This window comes from Pseudomonas sp. B21-021, from assembly GCF_024749205.1.
Classification (GTDB): Bacteria; Pseudomonadota; Gammaproteobacteria; order Pseudomonadales; family Pseudomonadaceae; genus Aquipseudomonas; species Aquipseudomonas paraglycinae.
In genome coordinates, this window is the sequence record NZ_CP087192.1 from 3,177,720 (window position 1) to 3,191,166 (window position 13,447).

12 protein-coding genes and 1 pseudogene are annotated in these 13,447 nt (G+C 56.6%); 5 read left to right on the plus strand and 8 right to left on the minus strand.

Annotated features, from left to right (window positions below):
• Positions 1 to 247: 247 nt before the first annotated feature.
• A pseudogene (gene ilvA, locus LOY31_RS14160) lies at positions 248 to 1,237 on the plus strand (threonine ammonia-lyase, biosynthetic); the annotation flags it as partial.
• Between the two features lie 26 nt (positions 1,238 to 1,263).
• Here the strand turns inward: ilvA and eco are convergent.
• A complete protein-coding gene (gene eco / locus LOY31_RS14165) occupies positions 1,264 to 1,749 on the minus strand; it encodes a serine protease inhibitor ecotin (RefSeq protein WP_258713557.1) in 486 nt (161 codons plus the stop codon).
• 371 nt (positions 1,750 to 2,120) lie between these two features.
• Here eco and LOY31_RS14170 point away from each other — a divergent pair, with 371 nt between their 5' ends.
• On the plus strand, positions 2,121 to 2,387 hold the full coding sequence (locus LOY31_RS14170; RefSeq protein WP_007957441.1) for a DUF1652 domain-containing protein: 267 nt from the start codon (positions 2,121 to 2,123) through the stop codon (positions 2,385 to 2,387).
• Here LOY31_RS14170 and LOY31_RS14175 read toward each other — a convergent pair.
• Together LOY31_RS14175 and LOY31_RS14180 are read right to left on the minus strand one after the other, a co-directional pair.
• On the minus strand, positions 2,384 to 2,782 hold the full coding sequence (locus LOY31_RS14175; RefSeq protein WP_258713558.1) for a hypothetical protein: 399 nt from the start codon (positions 2,780 to 2,782) through the stop codon (positions 2,384 to 2,386). The two genes, LOY31_RS14170 and LOY31_RS14175, sit on opposite strands and share 4 nt — an antisense overlap.
• A gap of 90 nt (positions 2,783 to 2,872) precedes the next feature.
• Positions 2,873 to 3,142, minus strand: coding sequence for a DUF2790 domain-containing protein (locus LOY31_RS14180; protein ID WP_258713559.1), 270 nt, complete (start codon positions 3,140 to 3,142; stop codon positions 2,873 to 2,875).
• On the opposite strand from LOY31_RS14180, the gene LOY31_RS14185 reads away from it, so the two are divergent.
• Both LOY31_RS14185 and LOY31_RS14190 read left to right on the plus strand, forming a co-directional pair.
• Positions 3,135 to 3,272: a hypothetical protein gene (locus tag LOY31_RS14185; protein ID WP_258713560.1), complete on the plus strand. Its 138-nt coding sequence runs from the start codon at positions 3,135 to 3,137 to the stop codon at positions 3,270 to 3,272. The genes LOY31_RS14180 and LOY31_RS14185 overlap by 8 nt on opposite strands.
• Before the next feature lie 364 nt (positions 3,273 to 3,636).
• A complete protein-coding gene (locus tag LOY31_RS14190; protein ID WP_039768225.1) occupies positions 3,637 to 3,933 on the plus strand; it encodes a hypothetical protein in 297 nt (98 codons plus the stop codon).
• Positions 3,934 to 3,992: 59 nt separating this feature from the next.
• Here LOY31_RS14190 and LOY31_RS14195 read toward each other — a convergent pair whose 3' ends face one another.
• From LOY31_RS14195 to LOY31_RS14215, 5 genes are all read right to left on the minus strand, one after another.
• Positions 3,993 to 6,218: a lipase family protein gene (locus tag LOY31_RS14195; RefSeq protein WP_258713561.1), complete on the minus strand. Its 2,226-nt coding sequence runs from the start codon at positions 6,216 to 6,218 to the stop codon at positions 3,993 to 3,995.
• 11 nt (positions 6,219 to 6,229) lie between these two features.
• Positions 6,230 to 7,090, minus strand: coding sequence for a hypothetical protein (locus tag LOY31_RS14200; protein ID WP_258713562.1), 861 nt, complete (start codon positions 7,088 to 7,090; stop codon positions 6,230 to 6,232).
• Positions 7,083 to 7,973: a hypothetical protein gene (locus LOY31_RS14205; protein WP_258713563.1), complete on the minus strand. Its 891-nt coding sequence runs from the start codon at positions 7,971 to 7,973 to the stop codon at positions 7,083 to 7,085. The genes LOY31_RS14200 and LOY31_RS14205 overlap by 8 nt, the downstream gene beginning before the upstream one ends.
• 846 nt (positions 7,974 to 8,819) lie before the next feature.
• Positions 8,820 to 9,668 (minus strand): DUF4123 domain-containing protein, encoded by an 849-nt coding sequence (locus LOY31_RS14210; protein WP_258713564.1) that lies wholly within the window; start codon positions 9,666 to 9,668, stop codon positions 8,820 to 8,822.
• Positions 9,665 to 11,737, minus strand: a complete 2,073-nt coding sequence (locus LOY31_RS14215; RefSeq protein WP_258713565.1) for a type VI secretion system tip protein VgrG — start codon at positions 11,735 to 11,737, stop codon at positions 9,665 to 9,667. Before LOY31_RS14215 ends, LOY31_RS14210 begins: the two co-directional genes overlap by 4 nt.
• 362 nt (positions 11,738 to 12,099) lie before the next feature.
• Here LOY31_RS14215 and LOY31_RS14220 point away from each other — a divergent pair, with 362 nt between their 5' ends.
• Positions 12,100 to 13,401 (plus strand): OprD family porin, encoded by a 1,302-nt coding sequence (locus LOY31_RS14220; RefSeq protein ID WP_258713566.1) that lies wholly within the window; start codon positions 12,100 to 12,102, stop codon positions 13,399 to 13,401.
• Positions 13,402 to 13,447 lie beyond the last annotated feature (46 nt).

Sequence of the window (13,447 nt, forward strand, 5' to 3'; positions counted from 1 at the left end):
TCCTTCCTTGGGCAGATGAGCGAAAGGCCAGCCTACAGACCCGCCGCAAAAATCGCCATTGACTTGCCAGCACCGCCCGGGCTAATTTCGGGGCCATGACTTTCACCGTACTGCGCTGCCAGCCAAGCATTATTACCGCCATTCCTCATTTGGCGGGCTAGCTCACGACTGCAGCACCCAACCCGCCCTAGAGGCGGGTTTTTACTTTCTGTCTCCGGGGTTCTGAATCACACGTCAGGAGACGACCATGCGCTACAGCCCCGCCCAGCAAGCCCTGCTTGAGCAGTACGTGAAAAAGATCCTCGCCGCGCCAGTGTATGAACTGGCGGTGCGCACGCCGTTGCAACCAGCGCCGGCGCTGTCCGAAGCGCTGGGCAACCGGATTTTGCTCAAACGCGAGGATCTACAACCGACGTTCTCCTTCAAGATCCGTGGTGCCTACAACAAACTGGTGCAGCTGAGTGATGAGCAGAAGGCGCGCGGGGTAATTACGGCGTCGGCGGGCAATCATGCGCAAGGCGTAGCGCTGGCGGCGCGGGAACTGGGCATTGCCGCGACCATAGTCATGCCGGCAACCACGCCTGAGTTGAAAGTGCTGGGCGTCAGTAGTCGCGGAGCCGAGGCGCTATTGCATGGAGAAAGCTTCCCCTTTGCCCTGGCTCACGCGCTGCAACTGGCTGAGCAGACCGGCCGAACGTTCGTCTCGCCATTCGACGATCCCGATGTGATCGCCGGCCAGGGCACGGTCGCGATGGAAATCCTGCGCGAGCACCAGGGCGCACTGGATGCGATCTTCGTCCCGGTGGGCGGCGGCGGGTTGATCGCCGGCATCGCGGCGTATGTGAAATACCTGCGACCTGAAGTACGGATCATCGGTGTCGAGTCGGAGCACTCGGCCTGCCTGAAGGCTGCCATGCAAGCAGATGAGCGAGTGGTGCTGCCCAAAGTGGGCACATTCGCCGATGGTGTGGCGGTGGCGCAGATCGGCGCTTACGGGTTCGAGGTTTGTCGCTTCTGCGTGGATGAGGTCATCACCGTCAGCAACGATGAGCTCTGCGCGGCGATCAAGAATATCTACGACGATACCCGCTCGATCACCGAGCCTTCCGGTGCATTGGCGGTCGCAGGCATCAAACAGTACGTCGCGCAAACCGGCGCACGGAATCAGACGTTTATCGCCATCGATTCCGGCGCCAATATCAACTTCGACAGCCTGCGCCATGTCGCCGAGCGAGCGGCGGCGTGCGGCGTTGTGGCTTGAGATTATTCGGGAATGGCCACGCCAACCTTGTCCGCAGCCGACCAGATGCGGAAGCGCACTTCGACGTCCTGCGGTGCGTAGATCACGATCGGCAGCTTGCTGTTGTAGCGCACGGTGAAACCGTCACCGATTACCGGTACGAACGCGCGTTTTTTCGGGGTGCCGGGTGGGCAGGCCATCAGCGTGCTCATCGGGCCGCTGACTTTTTCCAGTCGGTAGAACGGATAGCCCCAGCCTTCGAGGTTTTTCTCTTCGAGGGTGCCGCCCAGACGCTGGCGGTTGCAGTCGACTTCGAGGGTCTTGCCAGCGAGGATTTCTACTTTGAAGTTTTCTTCCTGGGCTTGTTGCGGCAGGTGGATGACCTGGCGCGTGAAGCCCGCTTCGGCCTTCGGATAAGGCGCGGTGTCTTCAAGCTTGGCGGCGTGGGCGAGGGTGGACAGGCTGGCGAGCATCAGGCCGGCGGTCGCGTAAACAGTGAAATTTCCCATTGAAGCCTCCTGGCGGGTGTACGTTGGTTGGCGGGCATTCTCACTGTCACAGGCGATGAATGCAAACCGCCAGCCGCATGCAAATTGCAGTGCCTGCACGATCGAATCTTGCATTTTGCAACTGGCCAGTGGCCTGCCTTTTCCACAAGTCATTGATTTGCAAGGAGGTGAAAGCGACCCGATGAAAGGCACGTTTTATGCGTTGATTTGGTGCGGCGCACCGAGTCTGGGCGCCTACACTCCAATGGGCATTTCGCATTACAGCCGCTTGTCACACCCAAGGATTCAGCGGGGATACACCCGTGGGAAGCCGTGGCAACGGTCGACGTGAATACTTGATTGGCAGTCTCACAGTAAGGAGAGGTTTCGCCATGTTTCTGTCTGCCTTGGAACTCCGCAACATCATAGAAAGCAGCTTTCTACCAAAACGCTGCCAGTGCACGCTGTCCCCGGATCTGTCGATGACCGTTAAGGTGTATGGCGATCACCAGACCGATCAGGTTGAGCTGCTGGTGAGTGGCATCGATGCCAGTCACTTGAACAGCTGTCGCGAAATCAACGGCCTGATCGCCGGGTTGCGCTCGGATCTTGCGCAACATTCGGCAACTCATTCAGTGCCGCGATCCCGAGTCGTCTAACCGACTGTTTCACCCAGTTCGACCGTCACGCGCCGGGCCTGCAAGAAGCCAAGGCCCAGCGCGAACTCGACCAGCACCGCAAGCAGAATCCCGGGGCCGGCGTGGCCGTTAAGCCATTCAGCAAACCCCAGCACTGCCAGGCCAAAACAGCCGACGATAAAGCCGTTGCTCAGCGCATTGCGCGCGATCGACACCGGCGCGTTGCGCACCAGATAAAACATCACCCCCAAGGCTGCAAACAGCACCGCACTGCGCCGTGCGACGAATCCGGCTGCTTCCGAATACTCGATGCTCCAGATCGCCAGTAACAGCTGTGGCGCCAGGCCCCATGCAAGGGAAAGCAGAAAACACAGGCAGAAGGTGAGGGTCGAGAGCGTGCGAAACGACAACTGCATGGCGAATCCTTGCGGCAGTGAGGAGGGCCCCGAGCATACCCTTCGAGACCCGTGCTCGCCTACCGCAAAGCCGCAAATCAGAGCTTTCTGTCAGTTCTGGAAGTTGCAGGCGTCAGACATTTTCCGGTAACTGATTTCTTCGGGTTTGCCGGCGTTGTCGAGGTACTTCATGTCGGCGGTAATGACCTTGCATTGCTGCGTCTGCGGCTCGGTCATCGAGATCACTTTGCTGACGTGCAGCGGCATGCCGTATTCGTAGGGCACAGCCTTGGTGTTGGCGGACGTGTCATTGGCCTGGGCCAGCCCGGCAAATGCGGTGCAGGCGAGGGCGGTGGTGAGCAGGACCGGACGAATGTTCATGATGGACTCCGGTGCGACGGAAATGGAGTTCGGCATGTTGCAAGCCAAACCTGCCGCACTCGGCGTCAGCCTGTGGCTGAGGGGGTGCGGTTCAGTAGAGTTTTTGACCGCGGCGTTAAGCGATGGTTAACCGGGCTGAACGCCGGCTGTCTGGGCGGGGATCGATTCGTGGGGGAGTCTCGGCGGATTCCTACAAGGGTGGATGCCTTGTCTGCTTTCGAGGGCTGGAGTGGGGCGGTTATGGTTTGGCGTCGCTGCAAAATCAGCGTCTTAGGTTTGGTCACCTAACGTAATCACCTGTGCATGTGTGCCATTATTCGCCCCGACGAACATTCGTGTCCGTGGAGTGCATTGCTGTGGCGGCTGTGTGCAGGGTCGCCTTCGGGCGAGCCGAGTCAGGTGGTTCTCGGTTGACCAAGCCTGTTCACAGTCCGCCTCCCCATCGTTTGGTCACGGTGCTGGCGGTTACTTTCAAGCTGCCTTGAGTAATTCCAATGCCAATCCTGAAATTAAGCTCCGCCCGCTACCTCCCGCTCAACAGCGGCGTCACCGACAGCGCACCGCTGGTCATCGACACCCAAGCCAACCCGAAAGACCTCTTCGAAGCCGCTGTGCAACGCATCCGCGCCGCCAGCGACCTGCTCGAAACCTTGCACTGCCTGTGCTTCAAACACGCCGATGTCCAGGACATTCCCCACATCACCCATGCGCTGTACCTGCTGACGCAGGATGGCAGCGATTTGCTGCAGGTTGCGCAGCAGAAAATGTTGAACTGGACTGCACCTGCCTGACATCTGTAAGGATTTAACGGGAAACAGACCGTTTTCCCGTTAAACCCGACGTTTTCACTTCAAGCCATGCTGGCAGACATAGAAGAAGGAATTTGCGCGAGACGCACAGACTCCTGGTTCTCACGATGTTCAGCCCATCTGTCAATGTGGGTTTGCAGCTCTGGCAGTGAGCTGCAATCGCCATAGAGGTCCGCCATCGTGAGTTTCGTTTTGCTCAGGGTGATCACCGTTTGCAGCGTACCCTCAAGGGCTTTGAGTTCTTTTTCATTGTGTCGAATGGCCTGGCGGATGGCTGTCTGGCGATCCTGAAGGTCCGACATGGTGGAGCGTCGTTGCAGCGCAGTTGCGCGATCCTGGGGCCGGCTTTCGATTGTGCCGCCCGGGAACTCGGCACTGGCTTCACGCTGCCATTTTTGCAACTCCGTGCGATACGTCTCGATTTCGAGCTTCAGACGATCGGACTCCGTCGTACTGATGATGTAGCCGCCGGTTTGCTGTGTGTCCTGCCAGCGGCGAAGCGATGCCCAACACGCTGGAATATAACCGTCCAGCATCTTGTGATCGGCGCCGTTGGCCGCCTGAGTCAAAAAGTTCTTGCGATCTGGTGTGTCGTTGTTTTTCAGCTGCTTCAGACAGCGGTTCATGGCGGCTTCTTCATAGCCTTCGCATCCGGGTGTCCACAGGACGGAGGAGAGCTGTCGGCCGGGCAGTTGCAATGGCATGAAATAGCGTTGTTCGCCGTGGTGCCAGTAAGGTTTGCCGCCGAAGCGCCCCATACCGACCGCCATAACCACTCCGCCTGCGGCTGGCGTCAGAACACCGGATACAGTTGCGGCGAGGCCGGTGATCCAGATCGGTTTTTTGGTGTCCATCCAGCCGGCCGGGACGCTGGGAACCGGATCGTTCTGGTTGACGATGCGGTGGTGAATCAACCCGCTCGCTGACTCGACAAAATCTTTGTCACCCGCGCGGGGAGAACCGAAGGTATAGAGAATGACGTCATCGGTGATCTCGCGGTGCAGCCATTCGGAGAGCAGCAACGCAATTGCACCGCCGAGGCTGTGGCCGCAGACGAGGATTTTTTGGTCGGTGCGGAAGCGACGGATGTAGTCGTCAATAAAGGGCTTTAATGCCATGAATGCTTCGTAGAAACCTTGGTGTGCCTTTCCTGTTCCGCCCTCTATCGGTACCTGTTTGGCGTCTACATCGCGCCAGGCGTCCCATCCTTCAGCAGTCCCTCTGACGCCAATCAGTAACACTCGGTCATCGTGTGTGGCGTACGCTTGGGTATCTGTATTTTTCCAGTCTGTACTACCTTTCCTGGAATCGTTGAAAAAATGCACGGTTGAAGGCGTTTCACGGGCGTCGCCTGACGCGGAATCGTTTTGCGGATAAAGTTCTGGATCAAAGGGCACGATTTCCAGACGTTTGGAGTAGGGAACATCTTCAACCAGCGGGAACGACGGCTTCTTGGAGTCCGCATAGCTTGATGGTTCTTCGTGACACGCAAGGCAGGTGTTCAATACGTGACCGATAGTTCCGCGCTTCGGATAGGTAAACGCAAAGTCTTTTTCAGGAGCTGGTTTCGGTTTTTCCGGTGTCTGTCCGAATTCGCCATAGCTTAGTGTGGCCAATAGGGAGAGCTGGTATAGATTCAAAGCGCTGAATTCGGGCGCAAGCGACAGAAGTGGTCTGAATGCACGCAGAGCGCGGACTTCCAGAACATAATGTTTTTCAGGAAGAAGTCCAACACCAAAATTCGGAACCTTGTCTCCGGCAAAGTCCCGTGCAAGTTTGGCGCACCCTGCGGGTACGGGATTTGAGAGTTTCGCAGCGGCGGGCAGATGCTTGGTCCGTTTGACAAAATCGCGAACTTCAACATTGTGAAACTCACCTTTTTCAGCCGAGGCGCGATAGGCACCGGTTTTTTCGTTACTACCAATCGGACGACGCAGGGTTTTCTCTGCAGCAACTTGCAAGTCTGTAAGAGGTATGCGGTAAAAACGGCGGTCGCTTAGGTTTTCATACCACGTATCGCTTCCGGAGTATTTTTCATCCAGAGTCAATATCAGTGGGCCACTGTAGTTGCCTGTAACTTTTGCATATCCATCGGCATCGAGCGAGCCTGACTGCTTGCTACCCTCAGAATCTGTCACCTCATACTTCAAGTTGGCATATGGCTTGCCATCTCCAAACTCATCGACGAGTCGAAAGCTTAGCCAGCCACCTTTTAAAGGGCAGGAACGTGACTGATCATTTAACATGCGACTTTCTTGTGATTGCATCTGTAATATCCTTATTCACTGCATGCTGGGTAAATGCTGCAGTCACGCCCGTTCATTTTGAAAGTTCTAAACACTGGCGGAGTGGCGCAGCGCTCGGATTTCTCAGTTTTCTGGCATGGTCTCCATCCGCTCGCAGTTTTTATCCAGCGATTATCTTTGGACGGCTCTTCGATTTCAGATAGTTGGAATCGAATTTTTACTGTTTTCTGATTTAGGTTGTTGCGATATACCACGCCGCCTGGTTTTTTACGCTCAAAATAGTCCTCCGGGACACTCCATTGGTTGTCTGCCGCATTACAAGAAAGTATTTTTTCGATGCCGTCTTTTTTGGCCTTTGCTGTGCTGATCTGAAACAACCAAGTACATAAGCCACGTTGATCTATTACATTTGGTGATGGATCTTTGGCAGTTTGCAGGGGTTTCTCTCTAACTAATAGGCCACCAGCTCTATCCATGCCGTGGTCCCAAGCATCCGTACCGTATGTGCCGCTTATCTCATAGTCAACCCTGGTCAATTCCATCGAGCAATCGGCGATGTGGAATTCTAGTGGGATATCCGTAGATACCGTCTGTTCGACGTCCTTGGCCTCTGTCGTATTTGATTTTTGTTGCTGACGAGTAACTGATCCACCTAACCCTGGACTGTACGTTTGGCAGCTTTCGCCCGCTTTTGGCGAATATTGGGCTTTTGATGTAAAGCCGAATTTTGCAGGGAAGGTTGCAACTAACGTGAAGTGTTCCCGGCTGTAATAGCTGGTAGCTCCTTCAACAGAGTCCTTCGCAATCTGTCCTGCAAAGCTGCATGCACCTATCAATGGCAGAGCAAGGAAGAACGCGGCTTGAACACTGCATGAAAAATACTTGCTAGTCATGAACTACTCCCTGTTCAACGCAATTTGGATAGATGGTGCACTCGCGTTTATTCATTTTGAAGGTTCTGAAGTTTCTAGTGTCTCCACGGCAGAATCCGTAGGGATCGCTGGGCCCATTTCCGAGACAAGGTTTCCAACCCTCTGGAACCTTTTGCCATGTGTCGCCGACTGCTGGACGTTCTTCATTCGAAAGGTGAAATTCGATTTTTACCGTTTTGTTCGCTAGCTGATTTCTGTCTATGGTCATCCCAGGCTTGCGACGCTCATATTTTTTGGAGGGGGCCGACCAGTTGTCATCTAATGCATTACAAGAAAGGATTTTTTCTATCTCACCTAGCTTTACTTTGGACTTGCTGATTTGGAATAGCCATGAGCACAAGCCTTTTTGTTCGATAACAGTCGACTCTTTCTTTGGGTCGGTGTTGACCGTTGAGGATCTGACAGAAAGCCCTCCCGCAACATCCAATCCATGATCCCAGGCATCAGGTCCATACGTAGCGTTTACTTCATAAATTACTCGGGACAACTCCATGGAGCAGTCTGCGATATGGAACTCCAATGGAATATCTGTAGATACCGTCTGCTCCACGTCCTTGGCCACGGTCGTATGTGATCTCTGTTGCTGCCGAGTAACTGACCCGCCCAACCCAGGGCTGTACGTTTGGCAGCTTTCTCCTGCTTTTGGAGAATATTGGGCTTTTGATGTAAAGCCGAATTTGGCAGGCACAGTAGCAACCAGCGTAAAGTATTCTCTACCGTAATAGCTGGTAGCACCCTCTACCGAGTCCTTCGCAATCTGTCCCGCAAAGCTGCATGCACCCATCAATGGGAGAGCAAGGAAAAGCATAAATCGAGTGCTATATGAAAAATGGTTGCTACTCATGGGTAACGCCTTGCTCAGTGCAGCTCGGATAGACACTGCACTCGCGTCCGTTTTGTTTGAACGTTCTAAACTCTGGTGGTTTTGTACATAACTCTTCACGACTAGATTCCTGGCGTCCAGAGCACGGCTTCCAGCCGCCGGGCACCTCGAGCCAATAACCTTTGTAATAAGGACTTTCCTCAGGAGAGAATCTGAATTCAATGTGAACTGACTTGCCCGCTAAGTCGTTCCTTGCGAGTACTCCCCCAGGCTTTCGGCGCTTGAACTTATCCTTCGTCAACTTCCACTCAGGACCTGTAGCTTCACAGGATAGTATTTTCTCAACTTCCCCTTTTTTGATCTTTGCTGTGCTTATCTGGAAGCTCCAAGCACAGAGACCACGTTGTTCTATAATGTCTGGAAGTGGACTTTTAGTAGCTGCTCCGCTCATTTCTCTTATGGAAAGCCCCCCCGCCAACTCTAGGTCTCTGTCTAGAGATCCTGTTCCATATCGGGCACTCACCTCGTAACTCACACGCGTAAGCGCCATCGAGCACCCCGCAATATGAAAGCTCAACGGTATGTCCGTAGACACCGTCTGCGGTTCTGTCTTCGCCTCGGTTTTATTAGAATTTTGCTGTTGGCGCGTAACATTTCCGCCGAGTCCGGGGCTATAGATCTCGCAGTTGTAGCCCGACACGGGGTAGTAACTGGCCTTGGAGGTAAAGCCGAAGTTAGCAGGCACAGTAGCAACCAGCGTGAAATGCTCCCACGAGTAGTAACTCACGCTGCTTTCAGCCATCTGACGCGCAAAGCTGCAACCACCGAGTATTGGCACCGCCGCGACTGCAATCCACAGTCGCGCCCTCAAGCCGTGGCACCGGCTTTGGGATCTGCGAACACTCGTTGGCATCGGTCGAAGTGTTGTTCCGGCGTTTCCCCGGGGATGGGCTCCCAGGCAATGTCAGCGGCGCAGGGTGGCGAAAGGCGCAGGCTCAGCATCAGCTGTCGTTGCTCTTCGGTTCGCCAGCCCCACTCATCAAGCAAATCCATCTGTTCTTCCAGCCATTCACTGACCACGCGGGTTTCTGCCAGTGCAGCGGCGGCGTCGACGTGGTAAGTCAGCAACCAGCGCTTGAGGTTGTCACGCAGGATGCTTCTGGCCTGTTCGCCTGATTCGGGAGTACGAAGCCAAGGCGCCGGATTCGGCACCGCATACATGCCCGGCCTGTTGTTATCCGCGCTTTTCCACTGATCCTCATCCCAATACAGCACGCTGCTGATCGGGCCGAGCAGCAGCGGCCATTCGGTGTCTTTCATGTTGGCCAGGCAACGGGCGAGTACGCGGTTGTCCTGGAAGCGGAACAGTGAGCGGTCGCCATCCTCATCGATGACCATGCGTGCGATCCAGTGCTGGGTCAGGCTGTCGAGATCGGCCTTGTCCATGCTGCCGATCCAGCCCCAGTTGCGTTGCGGGTCATCCAGCAATTGGGTGAACGCGTCGTTGCCCGGGTTTTCGAGCTCGCTCAGCCACGGGCTGATGGCGGCGAACTGGGCGTACTCGGTGCGCCGGTAGAGCTGCACCGAGCGCTGCATTACGCCTGCGCTGTACAACGAAGTGACCGGGTTGGGTTCGGCAAGGCTGTCGAGCACGAGGATCAAAACACGATCGAGACGGGACTGTTCGCCCAGCCAGTTGTTGAGTGCATCACTCATGCCACGGCTCCCAGATCACATTTGCCTTCGCGGCAGGCCTCGCAGATCGGGCAGCGGGTGTCGCCTGCCTTGCGCGCGGCTTTGGCCAATGCCATTTGGGCGGCCGCCGGGACGAGCAGGGCTCCTGCCTTGTCTTTGGCAGCGGCCCATGGAATGACCGGGTCCAGAATCTGAATACCGGAACCCACACCCGGCGCACCGCCGGTGTTGGCCTTCACTTCCGCACCGCTGATGGTCACGCCACCCGCATCAACCTTGACGAAACTGCCGCCAGCCTTCGCCGTCAGTTCCATCCCGCCTTCGATCACCACTTTTTCGCCGGCGTGGTAATGAATCTCCGTGCCCGCCTCGACAAACTGCCCGGTGCCGACCTTCACGTGCTGGGTCACGCCCACGGTCAGGTGATCATTCGCCCGCATCTCACTGACACGATCCAGATGAGTGATGCGGTGTTCTTCGACCTTGAACTCGCTGTAGGTGTTGGCTTCGACCGTGTCATGCCGCTCGTTGCCGACGCGGATCTTCTGGTCGTGCTCGATGTTTTCGTCCCAGTCGCGCTGGGCGTGGATGTAGATCTGTTCTGCGCCTTTCTTGTCTTCGATGCGGAATTCGTTGTAGCCCTTGCCGCCCGGGGAACTCAGGGTCTTGAAGGTGCTGCGGGTCTTGTTCGCCGGCAAGTCGTAAGGAACAACGTTTTCCTTGTGGTACAGGCAGCCGGTCACCAATGGCTGGTCGGGGTCGCCTTCGAGGAAGGTCACCAGCACTTCCATGCCGATCCGTGGGATGGCGATGCCGCCGTAGGCTGCGCCGGCCCAGCCGCTGGCGACGCGTAGCCAGCAGGTGGTCTTGTCGTCGGCCTGGCCGTCGCGGTCCCAGTGGAATTGCACTTTCACGCGGCCGTACTGGTCGCAGTGAATCTCTTCGCCAGCGGGGCCGGTGACGATGGCGGTCTGGCTGCCGAGGACTTTCGGTTTCGGGTGATCGAGGGCAGGGCGGTAGTGGGCGTCCCACGGGGTGGCCACGAACGAGTTGCGGTAGCCCTGGTGGAAATCGCTCTTGTTGTCGGTGACGTCGCTGGTGACGTTTTCGCCCAGCACTTGCGGCTGTTTGCCTTCGTGGAAGACTTCCAGCAGCAGCCACAAATCGTTCCATTCGGCGCGCGGGTGTTCGGCCAGGGTCATGAAGTGGCCGCTGGTCAGGGTCGGTTCGTCACCTTTGCCTTCGGCGAGTTTGTAGTCGCTGCGATGGCGTTCCAGCGCTCGCGTCGAGAGGAACTTGCCGCGCTCGCGCGTGGTGAAGCGGCCGGGGTAGTCGTAGTCCTCCAGATCCGGCATGAACGCGGATTTGACCGCGCTTTCAGGCAGGATCTTTGGTTTCTCGAAATCGTAGTCGCGGCGGCTGACGCGGCTGGTACGGGTTTCCAGACGCAGGTTGAAGCGCTTGATCACCGGTTTGTCGGCGGTCATGCCGGAGTCTTGCTGGTAGTTGACCGGTTTCAGTTTGCGGAACACGGTCTGGTCATCGCCGAACACCAGCTTGTGGCCGCTGCTGCTGTGCTGGAAGTGGAAATGAATGCCTTCCTCTTCGCACAGGCGCTGGATGAAGTGCAGGTCGGATTCATCGTACTGCACGCAGTAGTCGCGTTCCGGGTATTCGGCGCCGAGCTGGAAGCTGTAGGCGTTGGCCAGGATGCCGCGATCTTCCAGAACCTGGGCAATGATCTTCGGCACGGTGAGGTTCTGGAAGATCTGCTGGTCATGGTTGTGCCGCAGGTAGGCCAGTTGCGGCACCAGGCTGAGGCTGTAACGGGTCAGGGTCTTGCCGGAATCGCCTTGCTCGATGCGATACACCAGACCGTGAATCTTGCCCTCGCCAGTGGCGCCGAAGGTCAGGCAGCCAGGCTTGTGCAGGAGTTCTTCAAGTTTGAGGTCGGGACGGGCGCTGACCAGTTCGATGTCGAAACGGAACGGTTCGTTGAGGGCTTCGCGACCGGTGAAGCTGAGGACTTGCAGGTCGGCGGAAGCGCCTTCGAGCGTGAGGGTAATGTGGGTAGCGTTGGCGTCCAGCATGCCTTTATTTCCGTCCTTTGGATTAGCGTGGGCGGATGGTGCAGGATTAAACCGCCTCGTTCAAGGCGCAAATGCCGTAGAGGAAGTGGTCAGAGCCCATAGGGAAAACCCTTAGACACACGGTTTGGCCCAGTAAAACCGGTACTTGCGGATGGACCGATCTGCCGCGAACGCCGCATCCGGCACCCGGGAACAACCAGTCAGTTTCAGACTAAAGTCGTCTGTGGCACGTCAAAGCCATCTGCCATCATTGCCCTTCACCCCTGCGTGTTCACTGCCTCCCGGTTCTTTATCGATCCGGGACGGGAGCTATTTCTGGTTGTTTGCGCCTCTGCGCAATCGTTGTTCTGTTGGAGTTTTCAATGCGTCCCCCATTTCCCCTCATCACCCCGCGCCAGTCGCTTGGCTTCGGAGCCTTTGTGCTGTGCGCCGGTTTTACCGCGCAGGTCCAGGCCAGCGGTTTTTTCGAAGACACCACGGCGAAGATCGAATCGCGCACGGTGTACTTCAACCGCGATTTCCGTGACGGGCACACCTCCAGTGATCAGGGCGCGTCCAAGCGCGAAGAGTCGGCGCAGGGCTTTATTCTCAATCTGCAATCGGGCTACACCGAAGGCACCGTCGGTTTCGGGATCGATGCACTGGGCATGGCGGGTTTCCAGCTCGATTCCAGCCCGGATCGCAGCAACAGCGGCCTGTTGCCGTCCAGCGGCGACAACCCGCGCGGTTCGAAAGGTCAGTACGCGAAAATGGGCCTGACCGCCAAGGTGAAAGTCTCGGACACCGTGCTGAAATACGGCGCACTGCTGCCGGATCTGCCGCTGCTCAAGTACAACGACGGCCGTCTGCTGCCGACCATGTTCAACGGCGCGATGCTGACCTCCAAAGAGGTGAAGGACCTGACCTTCATGGCCGCGCGGCTGGACAAGTACACCGCCCGGGATTCGACCGATTCCCAAGACATCCGCGTGCACTGCAAGAACAAGCGCTACGCCTGCAACAACACCGCCGATCATTTCGACATGTACGGCTTCGACTACAAGATCAACGATCGCCTGACCGCGCAGTACCACTACGCCGAGCTGGAAGACATCTATCGCCAGCACTTCGTGGGTCTGTTGGCCAATCAGCCGCTGGGTGACGGCGTGCTGAAAGCTGATCTGCGTTTGCTGAAAAGCGCCGACAGCGGTGATGCAAAAGCCGGCTCCATCGATAACCGGGCGTTGAGCGGCATGCTGTCCTACGGCATCAGTGGTCACACCTTCAGCGCTGGCTGGCAGCGCATGAACGGTGACAACTCGATGCCATATCTGGATGGCAGCAACCCGTATCTGGTGAATTACGTGCAGGTCAACGACTTCGCCGCCGCGCAGGAACGTTCCTGGCAGCTGCGTTATGACTATGACTTCAAGGCGATCGGCATCAACGGCCTGAGTTTCCTGACCCGTTATGTGAATGGCGATCACATCAAGGTGCCGGGCAGCGATCAGGAAGGCAAAGAGTGGGAGCGCGACAGCGAGTTGAAGTACGTGATTCAGACCGGGACGTTCAAGGATGTCAGCCTGCGGTTGCGTAATGCGACTTACCGTACCAACTACGAGAACTTTGCCCGGGATGTGGATGAGACCCGGTTGATCGTGAGTTACAACTTTTCGGTGTTGTAAATCCGAACCGAAAAAAAACCATCGCGAGTTAACTCGTGATGGTTTT